This is a genomic window from Kitasatospora sp. A2-31 (assembly GCF_022288725.1).
GTDB lineage: Bacteria > Actinomycetota > Actinomycetes > Streptomycetales > Streptomycetaceae > Kitasatospora.
In genome coordinates, this window is record NZ_JAKNTA010000012.1 from 139,229 (window position 1) to 163,317 (window position 24,089).

Here is a 24,089-nt window from a genome sequence, read left to right on the forward strand (position 1 = left end):
GCGGAGTCGCCGAGGTGGTCCACCTCGTCGTAGGCGGTGGTCTGCGGCGCGTCCTGGGTCTGCGCGCTCGGGGTGGGGGCGGCCGGGGCGGCGGCGGCCGTGGCCCACCGAGCCGGGAAGGGCCGCCCCGGGGGCGGCCGTGGGGTGTTACGTCATCGACGACGACGCGAGCGGAACATAGCAATGTGAAATTGCACCAACAAGGGGTTGTGCGCGGCCGTCTTTTGGGGCTGCGTCAGGTCCGTCTACGATGGCCGGGACGACCGTCCACGACGCGTGGCGGGACAAGCGGGAACGAGACGGGGGCGAACCGGGGGTGCGACGGCTGGGGGATCTGGAAGCGCAGATCATGGACCGCCTGTGGAGCTGGGGCCGGCCCGCGACCGTGCGCGAGCTGGTCGAGGACCTCAACCGGGAACGTCCCCTGGCGTACACCACGGTGATGACCGTGGCCGACACGCTGCACGGCAAGGGCGTGCTCCGCCGGGAGAAGCAGCGCCGGGCCTGGCTCTACGAGCCGACCCGCAGCCGCGAGTCGTACACCGCGGCGCTCATGCAGGACGCCCTCGGTTCCAGCACCGACCGCTCCAGCGCCCTGGCCCACTTCGTCGAGCAGATCGCCCCGGAGGAGCAGGAGGCGCTCCGGCAGGCGCTGCGGGCGCTCACCAGCGGCGACCCGGAGTGATCGGCTCCCTCGTCCTCACCGGCTACGCCGCCGTCCTCGGATACGCCGTCCCTCCGCTGCTCGCCCGGGCCCGGTGGCCGCTGCGCGCCCCGCGCACGGCGATCCTGCTCTGGCAGGCGTTGATGGCGGCGTTCGTCGTCACCGTCGCACTCGCCTGGTACCACGTCACGGCGTCCGGGCGGCACCTGCACGGACTGCTCGGGGCGGCCGAGCAGTGGCTCGGCGAGCCGCACGCCGCCGGGGGCGCCGAAGGGCTCGGGCTGCTGGTGCCGGTCGGCCTCACCGCGCTCTGGCCGGCGGCGTGGTTCGCGGCGGTCACCGTCTCCGCCCGCCGCCGGCGCCGCCGCCACGCCCGGCTGCTCGACCTGGTCGGCCGACCCGTGCCCGAGCTCGGCGCCGTCGTCCTGGACCACGACCGCCCGGCCGCCTACTGCCTGCCCGGTCGGCCCGCCCGGGTCGTCCTGACCAGCGCCGCGATCGACACCCTCACCCCCGCCCAGTTGCAGGCCGTCCTGGCCCACGAACGGGCCCACCTGACCGGCCGCCACCACCTCGCGATGGCCGCCGCCGAGGCCTTCGGCCGTGCCTACCGCGTCCTGCCGCTGGCCCGCGCCGCGCGGGAGCGCACCGCCGAACTGATCGAGATGGCCTGCGACGACCGCGCGCTGCGCACCTCCTCGGCGCGGGCGCTCGCGGACGCCATGTGCGAGGTGGCGACGGGCGCCACCCCGCAGTCGGCCTTCGCCGCCGACGGCGCGGCCGTGCTGGTCCGGCTCAAGCGGCTGCTGCGCCCGGGCACCCCGCTCCATCCGGCCGCGCGCTGCGCCGTCCTGCTGCTCGGTGTCGCCGCCGCGGCGCTCCCCTACTTTCTGACCTGCGGGCCGGTACTCGGCTGAGCCCGCGCACGCACCGGCCTCAGAGAAGCAGGACGCGGTCACCCTCGCTGATCCGGCCGGGGGCGAGCACCTGGGCGTGCACGCCCGCACAGGGGTGCGGGCCCATCCCCGGCAGCGGCTCCAGCCGGTTGTGCCGGGCCGGCACCCGCAGCGCCTCCGGGTCCCGGGGCAGCGGGCCGTGGGCGAGCGTCGGCACGGCGCAGCGCGGGGTGGGCACGGTGATCCGCAGGCGCAGCTGCGCTCCGACGGCCAGCTCCCGGCCGATCCAGGCGTTCTCGACGAAGCCGCTGCCGGCGGTGCGGACCACCAGGTTCGGCCGGTAGCGCCGCAGGTCCACCGGGCCGTTCGGGCTCAGCTCGCCGATCCGGTCGAGGGTGGCGGTGGTCAGCAGGTGCAGGGGCGAGTGGTCGAAGAAGGTGCCGGCGGGCATCCGGATGGCGTGCAGCGGGACGTCGGCGTCCGGGCCGCCGCGCAGCACCTCCTCGGGCTCGGCCCGGTCGAGGGTGGCCTCGGCCGGCGGTTCGGCGACGAGCGCGACCGGGCGGCCGACCGCCGCCGACAGGCCCTCCGGGCCGAGTTCGGTGCCGTCCGCGTCGGTGATCCGCACGCCGTCGGCGGTGGTCGCCGCGGTGAGGGCGAGCAGGTGGCGCCACAGGCGCGGGTTCTTGGCGCTGGCCACCCGGCCGGTGTGCGGGTCGAGCAGCGCGTGCCGGCGGTCGCCGTCGACGCCGCGTTCGGTGACGTCGGCGGCGGCCAGGCGCTCGCCGAGCATCGACTTCACGGGGTAGCGCCACAGTTCGCCGACCGTGCCCACGGGGATGGCGGTGTCCTTCATCAGTGCTCTGCCTTTCAAGGGACCTTGCGGGGATGCCCCGGGCCTCACCCCGCGACCCTACGCGGGGAAGAGCAGGTCGATCAGCTCGTTCGCCTGTTCTGGGTTGAGCCGCGGGTCGCACAGGGTCCGGTAGCGGTCGGTCAGCGCGGTCTCGGTCCGGACGTTCCCGCCGAGGCATTCGGTGACGTCGGTCGCGGCCGTCTCCAGGTGCAGGCCGCCGGTGTGCCGGCCGCGCCGTTCGAGGACGCGGCGGAAGGCGGCGGCCTCCTCTGCGATCGCCCGCAGGTGCCGGGTCTTCAGGCCGCCGGTCGCGCGCACGGTGTTGCCGTGCATCGGGTCGGTCGCCCACACCACGGGATGGCCGGCCCGCCGGACGGCGTCGACGAGGTCGGGCATCACCCGGTCGACCTCGGTGCGGCCGAACCGCAGGATGAGGGTCAGCCGTCCGGGGATGCGTTCGGGGTCGAGCCGCCGGCAGAGGGCGAGGACGTCGGCCGGGCTCGCGGTCGGTCCGATCTTGCAGGCGACCGGGTTGCGGACCGCGGCCAGCAGCTCGACGTGCGCGGCGTCGGGCTGCCTGGTCCGCTCCCCGACCCACGGCAAGTGGGTCGAGGCGAGGTACTCCCCACCGCCGGGGGCGGGGCGCACCAGCGGGCCCTCGTAGTCGACGACCAGCGCTTCGTGGCTGGCCCAGGGCCCGGCCGCGGGCCGGCCGGCGTCCGTACCGGCACGTTCGCGCCGGATCCGGCGCAGCTGCTCGCACACGCGTGCACCGGCGCGGTGGGCGAGCAGCATCCGCCGGGGGTCGTGCCGACGGGCCTGCGGGGTGGGCTCCTCGGAGTTGACCAGGTGTCCCCGGAAGACCGGGAGTTCGGCGCCGTCGTGCAGCTCGGTCGGCGCCGAGCGGGGCTTGGCGAACTGCCCGCCGATGCGGCCGACCCGGACGACCCGTCCGCCGATCCGGTCGGCGAGCCGGTCGCCGAGCGTGTCCAGGACGGCCAGCCGGGCGGCGAGGTGATCGGGCGTCTGCTCGGCGAGGCTCTCCGCGCAGTCGCCGACCTGCAGCAGCCACGCCCCGCCGGCGGCGACCTCGGCCAGGCTCCGGTGCAGCTCGGCCGTCTCGGCGAAGAGCACCGGCGGCGCGGCCTGCAACAGGGCGCGGCGGGTCGGCCGGTAGGCGGCGTGGTCCCGCCAGTCGGGCTGCTGCGCGGCGGGCAGCAGGTCCCAGACCAGCGGTTCGTCGTCGGCGAGAACTCTCGAGCCCTCGGCCGGGAAGGAAGACATCAGCGGTTCTCTCTCCGATGGATCCGATGGACTGGTCGGCGGTCCGGCGGCGCGGCGGCGGTGCACCGGCGGTCCGGCGGCGCGGTGGGCCCGGTCGGCGGTGCGGTGGGCCCGGTCGGCGGCGCGGCGGGCCCGGTCGGCGCGGCGGGTCCGGTCGGCGCGATGGCCCTGGCGGCACGGCCGGGGGCGGCCGGCCCGGGCGAGGGGTCCGGGCCGGCCGCCGCGGGTCACCCGGCCGCTTCGGCCGCCAGGCGGTCCGTCAGCGCCCGCTTGTTCACCTTCCCCACCGTGGTCAGCGGCAGGGCCGGGACGACCACGAGGCGGTCGGGCAGCTTGTAGGTGGCGAGGCCACGCCCGACGAGGAAGTCGACCGCCTCGGCGAGGCCCAGGCCGATGCCCGGCGCGACGACGAACGCGCAGATCCGCTCGCCGAAGTCGGCGTCGGGCATCGGTACGACGGCCACCTCGCGGACGGCCGGGTGGGCCAGCAGTTCGTTCTCCAGCTCCTCGGCGGCCACCTTCTCGCCGCCCTTGTTGATGACTTCCTTGGTCCGGCCGAGCGCGACCACGTACCCGTCGGGCAGCAGCCGCACCAGGTCGCCGGTGCGGTAGAAGCCGTCCGGGGTGAAGGCCGTGGCGTTGTGGTCCCCCGCCCGGTAGTAGCCGCGCAGGGTGTAGGGGCCCCGGGTGAGCAGCTGTCCGGCCTCGCCGGGCGCCACCTCACGGCCCTCCTCGTCCACCGCCCGGAGCTCGTCGGCCGGGGAGAGCGGCCGGCCCTGGGTGGTGGCGACCAGCTCGTCCGGGTCGTCGAGCCGGGTGAAGTTGAGCAGCCCCTCCCCCATCCCGAAGACCTGCTGCAGCGTGCAGCCCAGCGTGCCGCGCACCCGGCGGGCGGCCTCGGCCGGCAGCTTGGCCCCGCCGACCTGGAGCAGTTCCAGGGTGGCGAGGTCGTCGTCCAGCCACTCCACGGCCTGCATCCAGAGCAGCGCCAGCGGCGGCACGAGGGCGGTGACGGTGACGCCCTCCCGCTCGATCAGCGCGAAGGCGGTGTCCGGGCTCGCGTCGGTGGTGAGCACGATCCGGCCGCCGGCGTGCAGCGTGCCGAGCACTCCGGGGCAGCCGAGCGCGAAGTTGTGCGCGACCGGCAGGGCCGCCAGGTAGACGGTGTCGCGGCCCAGTCCGCAGACCTCGGCGCTGGCCCGGACGTTGTAGGCGTAGTCGGTGTGGGTCCGCGGGATCAGCTTCGGCTGCCCGGTGGTACCGCCGGAGAGCAGGAAGAACGCCACGTCCTCGGCGACCGGGCGGCCCGGGGCCGGCGCGTCGCCGTCCGCCCGGCCCGGCGCGTCCAGGCTCGCCAGCGGGACGAACTCGGCGGCGTCCCCCGCCACCACCACGTGCTTGAGGCCGGGGGCCCGGCGCCGCACCTGGCGGGCCAGCTCGCGGTAGTCGAAGCCGAGGTCCTGGTCGGCGATCACGTACGCGCTCGCCCCGGTCAGTTCGGCCAGTGCGCCGATCTCGTGCTCCCGGTGGGCGGGCAGCGCCAGCACGGGCAGGGCCCCGATCCGGCAGAGCGCGAAGAACACGGGCAGGAACTCGACGACGTTGGGCAACTGGAGGAGGACGGTGTCGCCGGGGGCGATGCCGAGTCGCCGCAGGCCGCCGGCCAGTCGGTGGGCCCAGCCGTCCAGCTCCCGGTAGCTCACCCGGCGGTCGCCGGCCGTGACGGCCACGGCGTCGCCGTAGGCGTCCGCCCAGGTGGTGAGCAGACCGCCGATGGTGACGTCCTGCCAGTAGCCCTCCTCCCGGTACCGTTGCGCCAGCTCCTCCGGCCACGGCGTGAAACCCGCAAGCATCTGATTCGGCTCCCTCTGGTCGTCGGGTCGGTGGTCGGTGGCGGGTCAGGCGGCGGGGGCGGACGCCTCGGCGGCCGGGCCGGCGCCGATCACGTGCGGGGCCACGCTGGACAGCTTCTCGCGGGTCTCCTCCAGCTCGCGGGCGGGCACGGAGTCGCCGACGATGCCCGCGCCGGCCCGCAGCCAGGCGTGGCCGTCCTTCTCGTAGAGCGCGCGCAGGACCAGCGCCGCGTCCATCGAGCCGTCGCTGGAGGCGGTCAGGACGGCGCCGGAGTACAGCCCGCGGGCGCTCGGCTCCAGGCGGACGATGCGCTCGTAGGCGGCCTCCTTGGGCACCCCGGAGGCGGTGATCGCCGGGAAGAGTGCGGCCAGGGCGTCCCAGGCGGTCCGGCCGGGGGCGAGCCGCCCGAGCACCCGGGAGCCGAGGTGCTGGACACTGCCGCGGGGCTTGACGGTCATGAAGTCGCCGACCACCACCGAGTCGGGGTCGCAGACGGTGAGCAGCTCCTCGTGGGCCAGCTTCACCGAGATGGCGTGCTCGAAGATCTCCTTGGCGTCGCCGAGCAGCTCCTCGCGGAGGCGGGCGTCCTCCTCGGCGCCGAGCCCGAGCGCCCGGGTGCCGGCCAGCGGCTGGGTGGAGACGGTGCCGGCGTCGTCCACCTCGACCACGGTCTCCGGGCTGAAGCCGGCCGCGCGCCAGCCGCCGAGGTCGAGCAGGAAGGAGCGGGCGGGGGTGTTGCGGCGGCGGCCGTGCACGTAGGTCGCGGGAAGGTCGACCGGCCCGCCGATCGGGACCGGCCGGGAGAGGATCACCTTCTGCAGCTCGCCGCGGCGGATGTCGTCGACGGCGACCGCGACCGACTTCCGGTACATCTCGGCACCGTAGCTGTCGACCGCGACGGGGGCCGGCGTCCCGGCCGGCTCGGCCGGCGGGTTCTCCAGGAATCTGCGGACGTCGTCCGCGGGCAGCTGCCCGGTCGTCCGGATCACGGCCCGGTCGGCGCGCAGCCGGACCTCGGTCCGGGGCACGACCACGTGGAGCAGCGGCGCGCCGGCCGGGATGTCGGCGGGGCGGTGGGCCAGGTAGCTGAGCTCGAAGGCCAGCCAGCCGTAGGCGTTCCAACCGGCGATCGGGAGGCGCTGCAGGGCCGCGCCGACCTGGGCGAGCGGGCGGTCGCCGAGCGGCTCGACACTCTCCTCGCCGTCGAAACGCACCCGCAGCCGGTCGGCGTCGAGGACGAGTTCGGCGAGGGCTCCGCCGGCGTAACACCACTCCTGTTCGCGTTCGTAGACGACGTGGCTGTCGAAGAGCCCCGCGCGGGCGAGCGCGGTGGCGGCGACCAGCGGGTCGAACGGCCCGTCGACGGTCAGGTCCTGGTAACGGTTCATGGGTTGCTACCTCGTTTCGGGCGCCCGGGGTGCGGGCGGTGGGGGCCGCCGGCGCGGTGGCCGGCGTGCGGGACGGTGGGGGCGGTGGCGGGGCGGGTCTGCGGTCCGACCGGCCCGCGGGGCGCGGCGGGGACGCGGCGCAGGCGCGGCGGGAGCCGGGGCGGGCGGCCCTACCGCCGCAGCGGCAGCAGCCGGCCGGTGATCAGGGCGGCCACCTGCGCCAGGTGGTCCCCGAGGAAGAAGTGGCCCCCGGGGAACACCTCGACGGTGCAGTCGGCCGAGGTGTGCCGCCGCCAGTCGCGCGCCTCGTCGACCGTGGTCCGGGGGTCGTCGGCGCCGGTCAGCACGGTGATCGGGCAGCTCAGTTCCGGGCCGGGGCGGTGCCGGTAGGTCTCGATCGCCTGGTAGTCGCGACGGACGGAGGGCAGCAGGAGGGCCATCACGTCGCGGTCGTCGAGCAGTTCGGGGGCGGTCCCGCCCAGCTCGCGCAACTCCGCCAGGAGCGCCTGGTCCGACTGCCGGTGGACGTTCTCCTCGCGGCGCCGGCAGGGCGCGCGGCGACCGGAGGTGAACAGCGCGTCGGGCCGGGAGCCGGCCTCGTGCTCCAGGCGCCGCGCCGCCTCGTAGGCCAGGACGGCCCCCATGCTGTGGCCGAGCAGGGCCAGCGGCCGCCCGTCCAGCAGTGGCAGCAGGGCCTCGACGATGCCGTCGGCGAGCTCGGCGACGTCGCCCAGCCCCTGCTCCGCCCGGCGGTCCTGACGCCCTGGGTACTGCACGGCGAGCGTCTCGATCCCGGGGGCCAGGCGCTCGGAGAGCGGGAACCAGAATCCGGCCGCCCCGCCGGCGTGCGGCAGGCAGACCAGGCGGGCCTGCGCGCCGTCCGCCGGGTGGAAGCGCTTGAGCCAGCGGGAGTCCGCCGCGACCGCCGCGCTCACCGGACGGCCCCGGCGGCGGTCGGCTCCGCGGCGGTCGGCTCGGCGGCGGTCGGCTCCGCGGCGGCCCGGTCCGCGGCGGCCCGGTCCGCGGCGGCCCCGGCCGCCACCTCGGCGGGCAGGTGCCAGCGGTCCTCCGCTGCGCCCAGCCGCTCCAGCAGCGCCCGGTAGGCGCCCAGCATGGCGTCCAGCAGCCCCGCCGGGAACAGCTCGTCCACGGCGTCCCAGGCGAGCTGTACCGAGTCGTCGGTGCGGTACACCTGGTGGTCCAGCCAGACCTGGGGCGTCTGCGAGAGCATCCAGGTGAGCTCTCCGAGCTCGGCCCGGAAGTCGGGGGCCACGAAGTCCGAGCCGAGGTTGCAGGCGAACACCACCGGGGCCCCGACGCGCCGGCCGCCGTGGGCGCGCCGCAGGTCCCGCAGGACGTTCAGCGTCGGGTACTGGGCGTGCGAGGCGTTCCGCTGGACGGAGCGCTGGAGCCCGCGCACCCGCTCGGCGAAGGGTGCGGGCCGGCTCAGGTCCACCGGCAGCAGCACCAGGTTGGTGAAGTCGGCGATCATGCCGGCCACCGCCGGGTGGAGCGGCTGCCGGTCGAAGAGCGGCACGTTGAGCAGGAAGGCCGGCTCCTCGCTCCACGCCCCCAGGACCTCGGCGTAGGCGGTGGCCAGCACCATCGCGGTGGTGAGGCCGTGCTCCCGGGCCCGGGCCGTGATGCGCTGCCACTCCTGCGCCCCGAGCACGAAGCTGCGGCGGGAGAAGCGCGTCCGGCCGAGCTCCCCGGGGAGCTTGGCCAGCGGCAGCCGCGGGCCGTCGGTGGGGAGTTCCGGCAGTAGCTCCTTCCAGTACCGCTGGGCCGCGGCGAGCGGGCTGCCGGGGTCGGCGGGGCTGCCGGCCGAGGCCCGGTAGTCCGCCAGGTACTGGGCGAAGCCGTAGTCGCCCGCCGGGGCGAGCCGCTCCGGGGCGCGGTAGGCGGCGGCGAGGTCGGCGAGCAGCACCTCGATGCTGGCGACGTCCGCGACCAGGAGGTCGATGTTGAGGTGGATCCTGGTCCGGCCGCCGGGCAGCAGCGAGAGCTGGACGTCGAACACCTCGCCGGCGGCGACGTCGAGCCGGCGGTGCGACAGCCCGGCCCGCACCGCCGCGAGGCCCTGCTCCACCGCGGCACCCGCCTGATCTGCTGCCGCGGGGCCGCCCGGCCCGCCGGCCGCCGTGAGGTCGTGGACGGTGAGGCCCGGCCACGGGCTGCGGTCGAGGATCCGCTGCCGCCCGTCGTCGAGGAACGTCGCCCGCAGCATGCCGTGCCGCTGGGCGACCTGACGGACCGCCGCCTCCAACCGGGCCGGCTCGACGGCACGACCGTCGAACTCCAGGTAGGCGTGGCACCCGACGCCGCCGAGGGCCATGTCGTCGCCGCGGCCGATCCAGTACGCCCGCTGGACCGGGGTGAGGTCGAAGGGCGCGCCGGTCTCGACCGGCGGCCGGACCGCCGCGGTGGCCTCGGGGGCGGCGGCCACCGCGGCGGGGACGGTGAGGAGCCGGTGCCAGTGCTCCACGGTCGGCGTCTCGGCCAGCTTCTGGAAGCTCACGTCCGCACCGGTGCGGCGCCAGCCGCCGGCCAGGCGCATCATCCGGATGGAGTCCATGCCGTGGCGGATCAGGTTGTCGGCGTCGCCGATCGTGCCGGGCTCGACCTGGAGCAGCCCGGCCACGGCCTGCCGGACGTCCTCCAGCGACGGCTCCGTGGCGTGGGTGCGGGGGGTTCCTCCGCTCATCGCGCTCACGCCCGACCGGGGTAGCTGGTGGACGGCCCGTTCAGGCCGGTGAGGATGCGCTGCAGGTTCTCGACCAGGGCGCGCTCGGCGATCGGGTCGATGATCGCCGCGAGGCTGGCCATGCCGAGGTCGAACTCGGCCTCGAAGCGGATGACCACGCCGCCGTCCCGCTCCTCCACCCGCCAGGTGCCGTCGAAGGACTCGAAGTCCCCGGTGGTCTGGGCGAAGGTGATGGTCCGGGCGGCCGGGTCGATCACCTCGTTCTCGCTCCAGCGCAGGACGCCGTTGCGGAAGTTGACGGCCCAGGCGGAGTCGATCACGCCGTCCTCCCGCTCGGTGACGCGGACCTCGCGGACGGCGTCGGTGAACTCGGGGTAGCGCTCGAAGTCGGCGAGCCGGGCGAAGACGGTGTCGGCGTCGGCGTCGGAGACGAGGGCCTCCAGGGTGACCTGTCGCGTCACAGGGATCCTTCCAGGGTGGTGGCCGCGTCGTCGAAGGCGGTGAACAGCCAGTCGACGTCGCTCTGGGTGAGTACGGCGGGCGGGGTGAAGCGGATCACCCGGTGGGCGTTGAGGCTGTGGTTGACCAGGACGCCGCGGTCCTGGAGTTCGAGGACGAAGGAGCCCGCGGTGTGCTCGTCCCGGAACTCGGCGCCGATCAGCAGCCCCGCGCCGCGGACCTCGGTGACCAGCCCGGGGCAGCGCTCGGCGGCGATCCGGGCCAGGCCGTCCAGCAGGGTGCGGCCGAGCGTGCCGGCGCGCTCGACCATGCCCTCGGTGCGGATCGTGCCGACGGCGGCGCGGGCGGCGGCCATCGCGATCGGCGAGGCCGCGAAGGTGGAGGTGTGCAGGAACGGGTCCCGGTTGAACGGCTCGTAGGCGGCGTCGGTGGCCACCATGGCCGCGACCGGCACCACCCCGCCGCTCAGCCCCTTGCCGACCAGTAGCACGTCGGGGGCGACCTGCTCCCGGTCGGCGCCCCACCAGGTGCCCAGCCGGCCCAGGCCGGTCTGGATCTCGTCCAGGACCAGCAGCGCCCCGCGTTCGGTGCACAGCCGCCGGACCCCGGTGAGGTAGCCGGCCGGCGGGACGACCACCCCGCCCTCGCCCTGGACGGGTTCGAGGACGACGCAGGTGTCCGCGTCGACGGTGTCGGCGAGCGCGGACACGTCGCCGTAGGGCACGTGCGCGACGTCCGGCAGCAGCGGCCGGAACGGCTCCTGGTAGACCTCCTTGGCGGTGAGCGAGAGCGCCCCCATGGTCTTGCCGTGGAAGCCGCCCCGGGCCGAGACCAGCCGCCGCTTGCCGAGCGCCCGGGCCAGCTTGACGGCCGCCTCGACCGCCTCGGCACCGGAGTTGACGAAGTGGACCCGGTCGAGCCCGGCGGGCGTGACACCGGCGAGGGCAGCCGCCGCGAGCGCCGCCGTGGGCTCCAGCAGCAGCCTCGTCGACATCGGGTGGGTGCGGACCTGCGTCACCACGGCCTCGACGACGGCCGGGTGGGTGTGCCCGACGAGGAAGACCCCGTACCCGCCGCAGTCGAGGAAGCGACGGCCGTCGGCGCCGTACACGTAGGCGCCGTGCGAGGAGAGTTCGAGGTCCCCGCCGGTCAGTTCCGCCAGGCTGGCCCGGCCCCGGCTGAGGTGGCGGCGGTAGAGGTCGGCGACGGCCGGCTCCGACCACCCGGTCTGCACGGTCATGCCGCCACCTCGCTCGGCCGGACCAGGCCCTTCTCCTGCGCGTAGTGGCGCATCGAGGCGGTGAAGGCGTCCTCCAGGCGCTCGGCGGAGAGCCGTTCGACGCCGGGGGCGTGGTGGTAGGTGCTGGCGAACGGCTCGGCGGTGTCGAACAGCGCCGTCATCGCGAGCATGTCGTCGACCCGGCGCCGCCCGCTGCGCGGCAGGGCGTCGAGGAAGACCGGCCGGATCAGCCGGTCCACCATGTCCGGCTCGACGAAGCGCGGCCGCTCCGGCTCCAGGCCGAGGCTGCGGCCGAGCTCCAGGCCCAGCTCGACGACGCGCCGCGCGGTCGGGGCGTCCGCGCCCCCGGTGACCCAGTACTCGCCGCCGGTCGTCCCGGCCCGCACGAGGGCGGCGATCACGTCGGCGACCACGTCCTGCGGGACGAAGTCGATCCGGTTGCCGGGGTCGAGCGGCAGCAGCGGGAGGGCGCCCTTCAGCAGTGCGCCGGCGATCGCGTGCAGGCCCTGGAACTGGGAGATCCGGCCGGTGACCGAGTCGCCGATCACCACCGAGGGCCGGATCACGTTCACGGCCGCGCCGGATTCCAGCAGCGCCTGCTCCGCGCGGCGCTTGCTGTCCAGGTAGACCTCGGGCCGGGCCGTGCCGCCGCCGTCCCGGGCGAGGTCGCGGCGGGTCACGAAGGCGGTGCTGACGGGGGGCCCCCCCCCCCCCGCCTGCCGGGCGAAGGCCAGGACGCGCCCGGTGCCGCGGACGTTGAGGTCCTCGGTCAGGTGTGCGTCGACGCCGAAACCGGTGACGGCGGCGCAGTGCACGACCGCGTCGACCCGGTCGGCGAGCTCCTCGTAGGCCGCCCGCCCCAGGCCGAAGTAGGGGCGGGTCAGGTCGCCGGCGACGCCGACCGCGTGCGGGGCGTCCACCGGCTTGCGGTGGGTGAGGCAGACGACGGCGTGGTCGGCGAGCCGTTCCAGCACCGCCCGGCCGACGACGCCGCTCGCTCCGGTGAGCAGGACGGTCGCGCGGGGCTTCACAGTGACACTCATGACCGCTCTCTCAGCCGACGCGCAGCGGGCGGCCGGCGAAGTGCTCGCACAGCTGCTCGGACATGTGGGTGCGGGACGGCGGGTGGAACATCAGACCCGCACAGGCGGCCGAGAGGTAGGCCGCGTCGCTCGAACCGATGTAGGCCATCCCGCCGAGCAGCTCGACGGCCCGGCGGTTGATCCGCCCGATGGCGTCCTGCACCGCGTAGCGGACGCAGAGCACCTCGGCCAGCATCTCCTCGCCCTGCTCGCCGGCGTCCTTGGCACGGGCGACGCCCTCCAGCATCGCCGTCGCGGCCTCGGCCTCGATGACGAGGGCGGCGCGCTCGACGGCGTCCGCCCGGCCGACCGCCAGCACCTGCTCGACCAGGGCGCAGGCGGCACCCAGGTAGGACGCGGTGACGAGCAGTTCGAACCAGATGAACCCGCTGGTCTGAAGCCGGTCGGGCCGCCGGGCGTCGGTGCTGTCGGTCATGACGACGAGGCGCTTGGGCACCTCGACGTCCGTGAGGACGACCTCGTCGCTCTCCGCGCCGGCCAGCACGAAGTTGCTCCAGAACGGCCTGATCTCCAGGCCGGGGCTGTCCGAGGGGATGACGACGACGGCCATCCGCTCGCGACCGTCCTCGTCGGTGACCGCGACCGAGGCGGTGAGCAGGTCCATCGAACGGGACAGCGAGCAGGGCTTCTTGGCGCCGGTCACGACGAGGTTGCCGTCACGCCACTCGCCGCGGAGGTTGGGGGCGAGGATGGAGGCGCCGGTGCGTCCCTCGGCGAAGCCGGAGGCGAGCAGCAGGTTCCCGGCGGCGATCCCCTCCAGCAGCATCCACTCGAAGCCGTCGCCCAGGCTGGCCTCGGCGAGGCTGGCCACCGAGAAGTGGTGCATGGTCGACGCGACGCCGAGCGAGGGCGAGCGCGTTCCGATCGCCCGCATGACCCGGGTCGCCTCCAGGGCGGTGGCGCCGGCGCCGCCCTGCTCGGCCGGGATCAGCAGGTTGGGTCCGCCCGACGCCTTGAAGAGGGCGAGGGCGGGGTTGCCGGGCCGCTCCAGCTCGGTGAGCGGGACGGCCGCGAGCCGGTCGTCCAGGCCCGGCATGAACTTCTCGAGCGTCTGGCGCTCGGTTTCCAGGAACCGCATGGTCGAACTCCCCCGTTGCCTGTGCGTGTGAAGGTGGATCGCGAAGGTGGATCCGAAGGTGCTGAAGGCGCTGAACGCGCTGAGGCGCTGACGCTGGGTCCGGGCTGGTCCCCGGACGTGGTGCCGCGCTCTCGGGGCGCGCTCGCGCGGGTGCGCCGGGCCGGCCCGGCGGCCGGTCAACGCCCGGTGGGCCGCAGGTCGGCCGACCAGGCCGCGACCCGCTCGGCGATCGCCGCGGGCCGGTCACCGGCGACGATCGAGTAGTGGTCCTCCGGCCAGACCTCGACGTCGAGGCCGGGGCAGAGGTCACGCCAGGCCGGTACCGGGTCGGCCCGGTCCACGGCGCCCGCCACCAGGAGGAGCGTGGGCACGTCGGACTTCTCCGGCCGGTAGGCGCCCAGGGCCGCAAGGTTGTGCGCGTGGACGCGCATCAGCAGGTCGTACTGCTGCTCGTCGGTGCCCTCCGGCAGCCAGCCGTGGTCACCTGCCAGCCGCGCCGCGGCCCGGGCCCGGGTGCCCTCCGGGGCGTCCAGGACGCCCGTCCGCACCGCGGCCGGCAGGTGTCCGCCCGCGAGGTCGGCGAGGAACTCCAGGTGGCCGTCGGCCTCCGAGCCGGTCGGCCGGACCTCGGTGAGGTCGCTGTCGATCATGAAGACCCGGGCCTGGTGGCCGCGTTCGGCCAGCTGCCGGCCGACCTCGTGGGCGAGCACACCGCCCATCGACCAACCGCCCAGCAGGTACGGCCCCTCGGGCGCCACCTGCTGCAGCTCCTCGCGGTAGGCCGTGGCCATCGTCACCAGGTCGGTCTCCAGGGCGGCGGTCGTGCCCTCGGCCAGCGCCCGGCTCTGGAAGGCGTGGACGGGACCGGCCCAGGCGCGGGCCACCGCCGGGTAGCTGCTCACCGAACCGCCCACCGGGTGGAACAGGAACAGCTCGGGAGCGCCGCCGTCCGGTGCGCCCGACCCGTCGGCCAGGGTGACGCGGCAGCCGGCGGCGCGCTCCTGCGCCGCGATCCGCCCGGCCAGCGCCCGCACCGTCCGGGCCTCGAAGACCTGGCCGAACTGGAGCTCGACGCCCAGCTCGGTGCGGATCCGGTTGATCAGCCGCAGCGCGAGCAGCGAGTTGCCGCCGAGCGCGAAGAAGTCGCCGTCCGGCTCGACCGCCGGCAGTTCGAGCAGCTCGGCCCAGACCTCCTGCAGCCGCCCGGTCAGCCCGGCGTCGCCCTCCCCCTCGGCGCAATACCCCTCGGCGCCGGCCGCCTCGGCCGGGGCGCTCTCGGGCCCGGCGAGGCCGGCCAGCGCGCCGGCCACGTCCACCTTGCCGTTGGGCGTCAGCGGCAACCGCTCCAGCAGCTCGATCCGCGCGGGCACCAGGTAGTGCGGCAGGCGCGCACGCAGGTGGTCGAGCAGGGCCTGCCGCGACAGCGACGCGCCCTCGCGCGGGACCGCCAGCGCCACCAGGCGCCGCTGGCCACCCGCAGCGGCCTCACCGCTGACCGCGCAGTCCCGCACGGCCGGGAGCTCCCGGATCGCCGCCTCGACCTCGCCCGGCTCGACCCGGAAGCCCTGGATCTTGAGCTGGCGGTCCTCCCGGCCGAGGAACTCGATGGTGCCGTCCGGCCAGTAGCAACCGAGGTCACCGGTGGTGTACAGCCGCTCGTCCGTCCGCGGGTGCCGGACGAACCGCTCGTCGGTGCGCGCGGCGTCCTGCCAGTAGCCGCGGGCGAGGCCGGCGCCGCCGATGTGGATCCGGCCGACCGCCCACGGCGGACGGAGCTCCATCCGGTGGTCCAGCACCGTCATGGTCTGGTTGGTCAGCGGGACGCCGTAGGGGACGCTGCGCCAGGCGGGGTCCGTCCGGTCGATCTCGTGGATGTTCGACCAGATGGCGGCCTCGGTCGCACCGCCCATCGCGATCACCCGGGCGGCCGGCCGGATCGAGCGCAGCCGGTCCGGCAGATCGGTCGGGATCCAGTCGCCGCTCAAGAGGAAGGCCCGGACCGGCGGGACACCGGCCTCCGGCCGCTGCCCGACGACCTCGGCCAGCATCTGGGCCAGGGCGGGTACCGAGTTCCACACCGTCGCGCCGTGCCGGACGGCGGTCGCGGCCCAGCCCAGCGGGTCGGGGCGGCGGCCCGCCGCCGGCAGCACCAGCGCGGCGCCGGCGGCGAGCGTGCCGAAGACGTCCCAGACGGAGAGGTCGAAGCTGAGCGAGGAGATCCCGAACACCCGGTCGTCGGGAGTGAGTCCGACCCGCCGGTTGATGTCGGCGACCGTGTTGACGGCCGCCGCGTGGTCGACCATCACGCCCTTGGGCTGCCCGGTCGATCCGGAGGTGTAGATGACGTAGGCGAGGTCGGCCGGGTCGCCCACCCGGGCGCAGGTCCGCCCCGCGTCGGGCTCCGCCCGGTCGACGGCCAGCAGCGGACGGGGGCCGAGCGCGCCGATCCGCTCCTCGGCCGCGGACTGCACCAGGGTGACCGTCGCGGCGCAGCCGTCGAGCAGCTGGGCTATCCGCTCGTCCGGCAGGTCGGCGTCCACCGGGCAGTAGGCCGCACCGGCCCGCAGCACGCCGAGGACGGCGACCACCTGCTCCCAGCCCTTGGTCATGACGACGGGGACGACCTCGCCCCGGCCCACGCCCTGGGCGCCCAGCCAACAGGCGACCGCGCGCGAACGGGCCTCCAGCTCGCCGTAGCTCAGCACGCGGTCGGCGGCCAGTACCGCGATGACGCCCGGGCGGCGGGCGGCCTGCCGCAGGAATCCGTCCTCCAGCCGCTCGGCCGGCGCCGGCCCGGCGGGCGCGTTCAGCTCGGCGATCCTGGCCCGGTGGGCGGCCGGGACCGGGTCCGGCCGGGCCGCGGCCCCGTCGGGCCCGGCCAGTTCGTCCAGCATCCGCCCGTAGGCTCGGAACATCAGCTCGGGCAGGCCCGGCGGGAAGGATTCGTCGACCACGTCCCACACGCAGTCGACGCCGCCGTCCGGCCCGTCGTGGAGCTGATTGTCCACCAGCACCTGGGGGGTGCGCAGATCGCTGACCACCTCGCGGCAGGCCAGCCGGTCCCGGCCGTCCACCGGAGTCGGAGCGGTCGCGCCGCCGGCCTTCAGCATGCTGGTGAAGACGTACGGCAGGGCGGCGCGGGAAGTCCAGCCGCGGCGGGCGGCCAGCTCGCGGGTGATCCGCACCCCGGCCACGTCGGCGTTCTGGAGGTCCTGCCAGATCCGGCGCTGCAGCAGCCGGGCGCGCTCCCAGAAGTCGTCCGACCCGCGCAGGTCCACCTCCAGCGGGAGGGTGGCGCCGAACTGGCCGACCACGCCCGCCATGTGCGGGCGGGTGGTGGCCCAGTTCTGGTGCAGCAGGTTCAGGCTGAAGTGCGGTGCCTCGGCCCACGCACCGAGCACCTCGGCGAACACGTGGCAGAGCGCGGTGGTCGGCAGCACCCGGTGGTGGCGGAACGCGGCGGAGAGCCGCTGCCACTGCTCGCGGGTGAGCCGGTGCGTGCGGCGGGTGAACCGTACCTCGGCGATCGCCGCCGGCTGGACGGCCAGCGGCAGCCGGGGGGCGTCCGGCAGTTCGTCGAGCCGCTGCTCCCAGTACCGCCACTGGTCCCGGTAGCCCGGCGTGTCCTCGTTCGCGAGCAGCTCCAGGCGGCAGTCGCGGTAGGTCGCCCCGGGCTCGGGGAGCTCGGCGTCGGGGTCGTGGTACAGGGCCCGCCACTCGTCCATGACCTGCCGGATGCCCCGGCCGTCGAGCAGCAGCAGGCTCATCGCCAGGTGCACCCGGACCCGGCGCGGGCGCAGCCGGTTCACCCTGATCTCGAAGAGCTGCCGGCCGGTGGGCGCGACGCCCGCACGGCACATGGTCTCCCTGGTCCGGGCGAGCGCGGCCCGGCGGGCGTCCTCGTCGAGGCCGCCGAGGTCGGTCACCGCGAGGCGGACCGGCGGGGCCTGCTCCTCCGGGAGCACCCGCTGGGTGCCGCCCTCGTCGATCACGGTGCGCAGGTGGCCGTGCCGGCGCACCAGCTGCCGGAGCGCCCGCTCGGCCCGGGCCAGGTCGGCGTTGACCAGGTCCAGTTCGACGTAGTAGGCGGGTCTGAAGCCGCCGAGCTCGACCAGCCGGGAGCTGCCGACGAGGTAGGCCTCCTGCAGCGGCGTCAGGGGGAAGGGGTCGTGGGCGGTCACCGGGCCGCCTCCGGCCGGTCGGCCAGGACCGCGGCGAGTTCGGCGATCGTCGGCGCCTCGAACAGCATGTCGACGGCCTCGTCACCGGACTGGGTGAGGCCGAGCTCGGCGCGCAGCCGGCCGATGATGCGCACGGCGTGCAGCGAGTCGCCGCCGAGATCGAAGAAGTTGTCCGCCACGCCGAAGTCGTTGCGGCCCAGCGCCTCGCTCCAGATCTCGAACAGCCGCTGCTCCAGGGCCGACTGCGGCGAGGTCCGGTCCTCGGGCGCGCTCTCACGCCACGGCGAGGGCAGGGCGGAGCGGTCGACCTTGCCGTTGGCGCTCAGCGGCAGCGCGTCGAGGACGAGGTAGTGGTGCGGGAGCATGTAGTCGGGCAGCAGCTCGCCGAGCTCCCGGTGCAGGGCGGCGGTGTCGAGCGCCGCGCGGCCGGCGGGGGCGCCGGCGATCAGCACGTGCTGGGCCAGGGCGTCCACGGCCGGTGCGCCCTCCGGCACGGAGGCGGTCCGGGTGAAGCCGGCGGCCGCCAGCTGCTCCTGCCACTCGGGCACGGACAGCAGGGTGGCCTCGCGCTGGTCCTGGTAGTTCCCGAAGCCTTCGAGGAAAGCGAAGCTGATCATGTTCAGCGGGGAGTTGACGGTGCCTTCGATCAGCACCAGCAGGCCGCCGGGGGCGAGCAGGCCGCGGACGCCGCGCAGGGCCCGGCCGAGGTCCTTGGCGTCGTGAAGGACGTTGGCGCCGATGACGACGTCGGCGCAGCCGGGGGCCAGCCCGTGGGCGGCCGGGTCGTCGTCGATGTCGAACAGGCCGTAGTCGACGAAGGGGTAGGCGTCGGCGTAGCGCTGCCGGGCCGGCGCGGTGAAGGCGGTCGAGATGTCGGTGAAGCGGTACCGGACCCGGTCGGCGGGCAGGGCGGGCAGCACCTGGTCGCAGGTCGCACCGGTGCCGGCGCCGATCTCGAGGATCCGGACGGTACGGTCGGCCGGGGCCTGGTCGACGAAGGAGCGGACCGTCGCGGCGGCGACCAGGTTCTGCAGCCGGGCGGCCGGATTGCCCGCGTACAGCGCCCGGGTGACCTTCCAGTCCCCGTCGGGCAGGAGCAGCTGGAGCGGGCGGACCTGTCCCTGGAGCATCGCGAGCTGCTGGTCGATGCAGGCGGTGAAGTAGTCCAGGAGGACGCGGTCGGTGCCGGTGGCGGTGAGGGCGCCGAGGGCGGCCTTGATCTCCGCGTCCAGGGCGTCGGCGTCGAGGGGCTGCTCGGTGCGGTACTCGCCGGGCGTCCCGGTGGCGGTGAGCAGCCGCTCGGCGGCGAGGACGGTCAGCCACTGGTGGATCAGCCCGCGGTAGAGCGGGCGCACACCGCCGGCGGCGACGATCGTGTCGGCCGTGGCGCTGCCGCCCGCGGCGGTGAGGGCGCCGAGCCGGGCGAGGTTGCGCGCCATCACGGTGGGGGCCAGTGCCTCCAGCCGGTGCCAGAGGTCGCGGAAGCCGGCGATGGCGGGGGCGAGTTCGGCGGCGGCGCGCCGCACCTCGGCCTGGCCGGCCGCCAGCACCCGGGCGTGGACGGCGTCGGTGTCCTGGGCGGGCACCGCCTCGGCGGCGTCCTCGGGCAGCAGGTGGGCGATGAGCTGGCGGCGGCCGGTGGCCGGGTTGGTGTCGACGGTGACGACGGCCTCGCCGACCCCGGGCCGGCGGCGGAGCACCGCGGCGATCTCGTCGAGCTCGATGCGGTAGCCGTTGAGCTTGACCTGGGTGTCGTCGCGGCCGAGGAACTCGATGTCGCCGCCGGGCAGGTAGCGGCCCAGGTCACCGGTGCGGTAGAGGCGCTCGCCGGTCACGGGGTGGTCGACGAAGCGCTCGGCCGTGCGGGCCTCGTCGGCCCAGTAGCCCTTGGCGACGCCGATGCCGCCGATGAGGATCTCGCCGGTCGTCCAGACCGGGCACGGGTCGAGCCGGTGGTCGAGCACGTGCATGGTCTGGTTGGCGAGCGGCTTGCCGTACGGGATGCGGCTCCAGTGCGCGGGCACCTCGCCGACGGGGAAGGCGACGGACCAGATGGACGCCTCGGTGGCACCGCCCAGGCTGATCACCCGGGCGGCGGGGTGGGCGGCGCGGATCGCGTCCGGCAGCGAGACGGGTATCCAGTCGCCGCTGAGCATGACCACCCGGACGGGGGAGGCGGCGCCGGAGGGGACGCCGGCCGGGTTGTCCAGCCAGAGGCGCATCAACGCGGGGACGGAGTTCCAGACGGTGACGCCGTGTTCGGCGACGAGCGCGCTCCAGTGCTCCGGGTCGTGGGCGCGGCCGGGGGCGGGCATCACCACGGCGGCGCCGGCGGCGAGGGTGCCGAAGACGTCGTAGACCGAGAGGTCGAAGCTGAGCGAGGAGAGCGCGAGCACGCGGTCGTCCGGGCCGATGCCGAAGCGCCGGTTGACGTCCTGGACGGTGTTGGCCGCCCCGCGGTGGTCGATCATCACGCCCTTGGGCTGCCCGGTGGAGCCTGAGGTGAAGATGACGTACGCCAGGTCCTCGGGGGCGGGGGCGGTGGCGAGGGGTTCGGCACTCGCCGCGCGCACCTCGGCGTCGTCGGGCGTGACCAGGGTGAGGCCGGCGGGCCACTCGGCCGCATCGCGCAGCCGCGGCGTGGTGACGACGATCCGCACCCCGCCCCGTGCCAGGACCTGGGCCCGGCGGGCGGCCGGCCAGGCCGGGTCGACCGGCAGGTAGGCGGCGCCGGAGAGGGTGACGCCGAGGACGGCGGGCACCTGGGCGCGGCCCTTGTCGACGACGACGCCGACGAGGGTGCCGGGGGTGGCGCCGAGGTCGGTGAGGCGGCGGGCGAGGCGCCGGGCGTCGGTCACCACCTCGCCGTAGCTGAGGCGGCCGTCCTCGGCGATGACGGCGACGGCGTCGGGGTGTTCGGCGGCCCGGGTCTCGACGAGCCGGCAGAGGGTGGTGACGGGCAGGTCGGCCGCGGTGGCGTTGGCGCTCTCGCGCTCCGCACGCTGCCAGGCCGGCAGTGCGGTCAGCCTGGCCCGGGTGTCCCAGGCCGGTGCCCCGGCCGCCAGTCGCTCCAGGGCGTCGGCGGCGACGGCGGCGAGGTCCGCGGTCAGGCCCTCGGGCAGCAGCCCGTCGGGGTCGGTCCAGGTGAGGGCGAGCCCGCCCTCCTCCTCGACGGCGGAGTAGCCGGGACATCGGGCCGGTTCCCGCTCGGCGGGTGCGTCGCCGGGGAGCTCCTGGAGGAGCTGCTGCTGGAGCCGCTCGGCGCGGGCGGCGAAGGAGTCCTCGGGGAGCGCGTCGAAGGCGAGCGTCCGGGCCGCGCCCCGGCCGGGCAGGGCCAGGTCCAGGCTGAAGTCGGGCTGCTTGGACCACTGGCGCAGCACGTCGGCGCCGACCGTGAGCAGGACGGCCGCCGGGGCGAGCCCGCGGAGTTCGGCCTCGGCGCGGACGGCCGCCCAGGCCGCCGCGCCGAGGCGCTGCCGCCGGACCGTCGAGCCGCCGGCCGGCTGCTGCCCCGCGGGGGTCGCGGTGGGCAGCTCCGGCGCCGACGGGCCTGCCGGGAAACGCAGTTCGATTCCCTCGGCGGGCATTTCTCTGAGCACGTCCAGCAGCATTTCAAATCTCCCCGTTGCGACATCTTCGAAGAATTCACATTCGATTCCCGGGCGGCTGGTCAAGGCCCGGCGCATTCGCCTCCGGGACCTTACAAGAGAGCCCGGTCGACGTCAAACTACTTGGCGCTTCGAACAGTTTCCGGACGGTCCTCGACGGATTCCTCCGGAGGATCCACGGATTCCCGTCGCACGAGCGGCGCAGCGGTCGCCGGAAATGCACCGGGCGGCTCGTCGGCGTACTCCCGCAGACCGATCCGGTCGTGCAGCCGGCGCAGCAGGGGCGGCGCCCACCAGTTGGCCCGCCCGGCGAGCCGCATGAAGGCGGGCACCAGCAGGCCGCGGACCAGCGTGGCGTCCACCACGACCGCCAAGGCCAGGCCCACGCCCAGGAGTTTGAGCAGGGTGAGCCCGGAGGAGGCGAAGGTGACGAAGACCGTTCCGATCAGCACGGCACCCGCGGTCATCACCCGCCCGGTCCGCTCCAGGCCGAGCGCGACGGCCCGCGCGTTGTCCCCGCTGCGGAGGAATTCCTCCCGGATCCGGGAAAGCAGGAAAACCTCGTAGTCCATGGACAGTCCGAACGCGATGCAGAACATCAGGACCGGCATCGTCGCATCGATCATCCCGGTCGTGACGAAATCCCCGACCAGCCATTTCAGATGGCCGTCCTGGAAGACGAAGACCATGGATCCGAAAGTGGCGGTGAGGCTCAGCAGGTTCAGCAGGATCGCCTTCGCCGGGATGAGCAGGCTGCCGGTGAACAGGAAGAGCAGGGCGAAGGTCATCACCGCGATCAGACCCAGCGCCGGCGGCAGCTTCCCGCCGGTGGCGTGCGTGGTGTCGACGAGTTGCGCGGCCTGCCCGCCGACCTGCACCGGCCCGGGCGCCCCGTCGGCGGACCGGACGGCCGCCACCAGCGCGCGCCCCTCGGGCGAGTACGGCTCCACGGTGGAGACGACCGACAGCCAGCTGCCCGCCGCGGCGGTGAAGCGTTCGGCGGCCGGCGTCGGCGGTGCGACCGGCCGACCCGCCGCGTAGGACCCGGTGAGGGTGTCCACCCGCCGCACGCCCGGCACCGTCGAGAGCCGCTCCGCGTACCCGGGGAGCACCCGCTGGGCCTCGGCTCCGGCCACCCCCTTGACGACGACCGGGATCGGGTTGGTCTCCCCCGGGTCGTAGTTGTCCCGCAGGTACTGCGCCGCCTGGCGGGCCGGCGAGGAGGCCGGCAGGACCCGGTCGTCCGCGAGGCTGAACGACGCGGACAGGAACGGGCTGCCCAGCAGCAGGAGCAGGCCGACGATCACGGTCACGATCGGGAGGGGGCGCCGCATCACACCCAGCGCCAGCCGCTGCCAGAACCCGCTCGGCGTGCGGCGCCGGAACCTGCCGAACAGGTCGAGGCCGTTCACCCGGTGGCCGAGCACCGCCAGCAGCGCGGGCAGCGCGACCACCGAGGTCAGCGCCGCGACCAGCACGACGGCGATGCCGCCGTAGGCGATCGAGCGGAAGAAGTACATCGGGAAGACCAGCAGCGCCGCGAGCGAGAGGGCGACCGTGACGCCGGAGAAGAGCACGGTCAGGCCCGCCGTGCGGACGGTGGTGCGCACCGCCGCGGCCACGTCGGCGCCGGCGGCGAGCTCGTCGCGGAACCTGCTGATCACGAAGAGGCTGTAGTCGATGGCGAGTCCGAGCCCGAGCGCCGTGGTGACGTTCAGTGCGAAGACCGACACCGGGGTGACCTCGGTGAGCAGTTGCAGCACGGCGGTGGTGGAGAGCACGGAGATCCCGCCGACCGCGAGCGGCACGAGTGCGGCGGCGAGGCTGCCGAAGATCAGCACCAGCAGGACGAGCGTGATCGGTGCGACGATCAGTTCGGCCCGCAGCAGGTCGTCGGCGGACACCCGTTCGACCTCGACGTAGGTCTGGGCGATCCCGGTGACCCTCAGGTCGAGCCGGTCGTCGCCCAGTCGGGGGACGATCCGCTTCGCCGTGGCCTGGTAGACGCCCTCGTTCCCGCCGAGCCGGACCAGCACCAGCCCGCTGGCACCGTCCCCGGCCCGCAGCGAGGCGGGCCGGCCGGCGCTCCAGTAGGAGTCGGCCGAGACCACGCCGTCGAACCCGCGGATGCGCTCGACCAGGCCGTTCGCGGCGGCGACGACCTCCGGGTCCTCCAACGGCCTGCCGCCGCGTCCGGAGACGATCAGCACCAGGTTGGGCGCGCCGGTGCCGAAGTCCCCGGCCAGCGCCTCGTCCACCTGCATGGATTCGGACGCCGGGTCCTGGAACCCGCCGTTGGCCAGGTGCTGCTGGACCCCCGCACCGTAGAACCCCGCCAGGGCGGCGACGAACAGGGTCAGGGCGAGGATCAGACCTCTTCTGGCAACCGCCAGTCGGGCGATGACGTTCACGAAGCTCCTTCACGAGGACGCCGCACCGCGATGGGCGGTGCGGCTCTGCTCAGGCCCGGACCGGGACATGCGCCCAGGCGACCGGAGAGTCCTCAAGGGCCCTGCTGGACACACGACATGGCGTCGCATCAGGTGGAGCGGGCGCAGCGGGGCGCCCGAAAGTCGAACACGTTGTCCAACTTAACTACTAGGCGGCATAGGGTCAAGGGTTCGAATCGATGACATGCACCTGCACGGGGGCATCGGCGACCGGCCGCCGGACTCTCCGGAGGGAGACCATAACTCAAACAGAGTTGTTCAACTTATCCCTCGTGCGGTATCCCTATCTCGTACACGCTGTACGAGATAACGAGACGAGGAGGG

General features: G+C 74.9%; 15 protein-coding genes. 2 read left to right on the forward strand and 13 right to left on the reverse strand.

Going from position 1 to position 24,089, the window contains the following annotated elements:
- Positions 1–316: 316 nt before the first annotated feature.
- Positions 317–685 carry a BlaI/MecI/CopY family transcriptional regulator gene (locus tag MCM47_RS29380; protein ID WP_238864766.1) on the forward strand — a complete coding sequence of 123 codons (369 nt, stop codon included), beginning with the start codon at positions 317–319 and terminating at the stop codon, positions 683–685.
- On the forward strand, positions 682–1,581 hold the full coding sequence (locus tag MCM47_RS29385) for a M56 family metallopeptidase (RefSeq protein WP_238864707.1): 900 nt from the start codon (positions 682–684) through the stop codon (positions 1,579–1,581). Before MCM47_RS29380 ends, MCM47_RS29385 begins: the two co-directional genes overlap by 4 nt.
- 19 nt (positions 1,582–1,600) lie before the next feature.
- On the opposite strand, the gene MCM47_RS29390 is transcribed toward MCM47_RS29385, so the two are convergent.
- The 13 genes from MCM47_RS29390 to MCM47_RS29450 all read right to left on the reverse strand — a co-directional run bounded on the left by MCM47_RS29390 (position 1,601) and on the right by MCM47_RS29450 (position 23,726).
- Positions 1,601–2,416, reverse strand: coding sequence for an MOSC domain-containing protein (locus tag MCM47_RS29390; RefSeq protein WP_238864708.1), 816 nt, complete (start codon positions 2,414–2,416; stop codon positions 1,601–1,603).
- A 57-nt stretch (positions 2,417–2,473) separates the two neighbouring features.
- Positions 2,474–3,700 (reverse strand): 3-deoxy-7-phosphoheptulonate synthase, encoded by a 1,227-nt coding sequence (locus tag MCM47_RS29395; RefSeq protein WP_238864709.1) that lies wholly within the window; start codon positions 3,698–3,700, stop codon positions 2,474–2,476.
- A gap of 227 nt (positions 3,701–3,927) precedes the next feature.
- Positions 3,928–5,553 (reverse strand): (2,3-dihydroxybenzoyl)adenylate synthase, encoded by a 1,626-nt coding sequence (locus tag MCM47_RS29400; protein WP_238864710.1) that lies wholly within the window; start codon positions 5,551–5,553, stop codon positions 3,928–3,930.
- Between the two features lie 45 nt (positions 5,554–5,598).
- Positions 5,599–6,942, reverse strand: a complete 1,344-nt coding sequence (locus tag MCM47_RS29405) for a salicylate synthase (protein ID WP_238864711.1) — start codon at positions 6,940–6,942, stop codon at positions 5,599–5,601.
- A gap of 170 nt (positions 6,943–7,112) precedes the next feature.
- Positions 7,113–7,877: a thioesterase II family protein gene (locus tag MCM47_RS29410; protein ID WP_238864712.1), complete on the reverse strand. Its 765-nt coding sequence runs from the start codon at positions 7,875–7,877 to the stop codon at positions 7,113–7,115.
- On the reverse strand, positions 7,874–9,646 hold the full coding sequence (locus MCM47_RS29415) for a condensation domain-containing protein (protein WP_238864713.1): 1,773 nt from the start codon (positions 9,644–9,646) through the stop codon (positions 7,874–7,876). The genes MCM47_RS29410 and MCM47_RS29415 overlap by 4 nt, the downstream gene beginning before the upstream one ends.
- Before the next feature lie 5 nt (positions 9,647–9,651).
- Positions 9,652–10,107, reverse strand: coding sequence for a type II toxin-antitoxin system RatA family toxin (locus tag MCM47_RS29420; RefSeq protein WP_238864714.1), 456 nt, complete (start codon positions 10,105–10,107; stop codon positions 9,652–9,654).
- Entirely contained in the window at positions 10,104–11,345 is a 1,242-nt protein-coding gene (locus MCM47_RS29425; protein WP_238864715.1) for an aspartate aminotransferase family protein, read from the reverse strand. The genes MCM47_RS29420 and MCM47_RS29425 overlap by 4 nt, the downstream gene beginning before the upstream one ends.
- The gene (locus MCM47_RS29430; protein ID WP_238864716.1) at positions 11,342–12,388 is read right to left on the reverse strand and encodes an SDR family oxidoreductase; all 1,047 of its coding nucleotides are present in this window, start codon (positions 12,386–12,388) and stop codon (positions 11,342–11,344) included. Before MCM47_RS29430 ends, MCM47_RS29425 begins: the two co-directional genes overlap by 4 nt.
- Before the next feature lie 10 nt (positions 12,389–12,398).
- Positions 12,399–13,526 (reverse strand): acyl-CoA dehydrogenase family protein, encoded by a 1,128-nt coding sequence (locus MCM47_RS29435; RefSeq protein ID WP_238864717.1) that lies wholly within the window; start codon positions 13,524–13,526, stop codon positions 12,399–12,401.
- 176 nt (positions 13,527–13,702) lie between these two features.
- Positions 13,703–17,707 carry an amino acid adenylation domain-containing protein gene (locus MCM47_RS29440; RefSeq protein WP_238864718.1) on the reverse strand — a complete coding sequence of 1,335 codons (4,005 nt, stop codon included), beginning with the start codon at positions 17,705–17,707 and terminating at the stop codon, positions 13,703–13,705.
- Positions 17,704–21,318 carry an amino acid adenylation domain-containing protein gene (locus MCM47_RS29445; RefSeq protein WP_238864719.1) on the reverse strand — a complete coding sequence of 1,205 codons (3,615 nt, stop codon included), beginning with the start codon at positions 21,316–21,318 and terminating at the stop codon, positions 17,704–17,706. Before MCM47_RS29445 ends, MCM47_RS29440 begins: the two co-directional genes overlap by 4 nt.
- Before the next feature lie 116 nt (positions 21,319–21,434).
- On the reverse strand, positions 21,435–23,726 hold the full coding sequence (locus tag MCM47_RS29450) for an MMPL family transporter (RefSeq protein WP_238864720.1): 2,292 nt from the start codon (positions 23,724–23,726) through the stop codon (positions 21,435–21,437).
- Positions 23,727–24,089 lie beyond the last annotated feature (363 nt).

What these genes read in the sequence shown, in the direction of transcription:
- MCM47_RS29390 (WP_238864708.1), bottom strand. Translation starts at nt 2,416, where the DNA reads ATGAAGGACACCGCCATCCCCGTGGGCACGGTCGGCGAACTGTGGCGC.
- MCM47_RS29395 (WP_238864709.1), bottom strand. Translation starts at nt 3,700, where the DNA reads ATGTCTTCCTTCCCGGCCGAGGGCTCGAGAGTTCTCGCCGACGACGAA.
- MCM47_RS29400 (WP_238864710.1), bottom strand. Translation starts at nt 5,553, where the DNA reads ATGCTTGCGGGTTTCACGCCGTGGCCGGAGGAGCTGGCGCAACGGTAC.
- MCM47_RS29405 (WP_238864711.1), bottom strand. Translation starts at nt 6,942, where the DNA reads ATGAACCGTTACCAGGACCTGACCGTCGACGGGCCGTTCGACCCGCTG.
- MCM47_RS29415 (WP_238864713.1), bottom strand. Translation starts at nt 9,646, where the DNA reads ATGAGCGGAGGAACCCCCCGCACCCACGCCACGGAGCCGTCGCTGGAG.
- MCM47_RS29425 (WP_238864715.1), bottom strand. Translation starts at nt 11,345, where the DNA reads ATGACCGTGCAGACCGGGTGGTCGGAGCCGGCCGTCGCCGACCTCTAC.
- MCM47_RS29430 (WP_238864716.1), bottom strand. Translation starts at nt 12,388, where the DNA reads ATGAGTGTCACTGTGAAGCCCCGCGCGACCGTCCTGCTCACCGGAGCG.
- MCM47_RS29435 (WP_238864717.1), bottom strand. Translation starts at nt 13,526, where the DNA reads ATGCGGTTCCTGGAAACCGAGCGCCAGACGCTCGAGAAGTTCATGCCG.
- MCM47_RS29445 (WP_238864719.1), bottom strand. Translation starts at nt 21,318, where the DNA reads ATGCTGCTGGACGTGCTCAGAGAAATGCCCGCCGAGGGAATCGAACTG.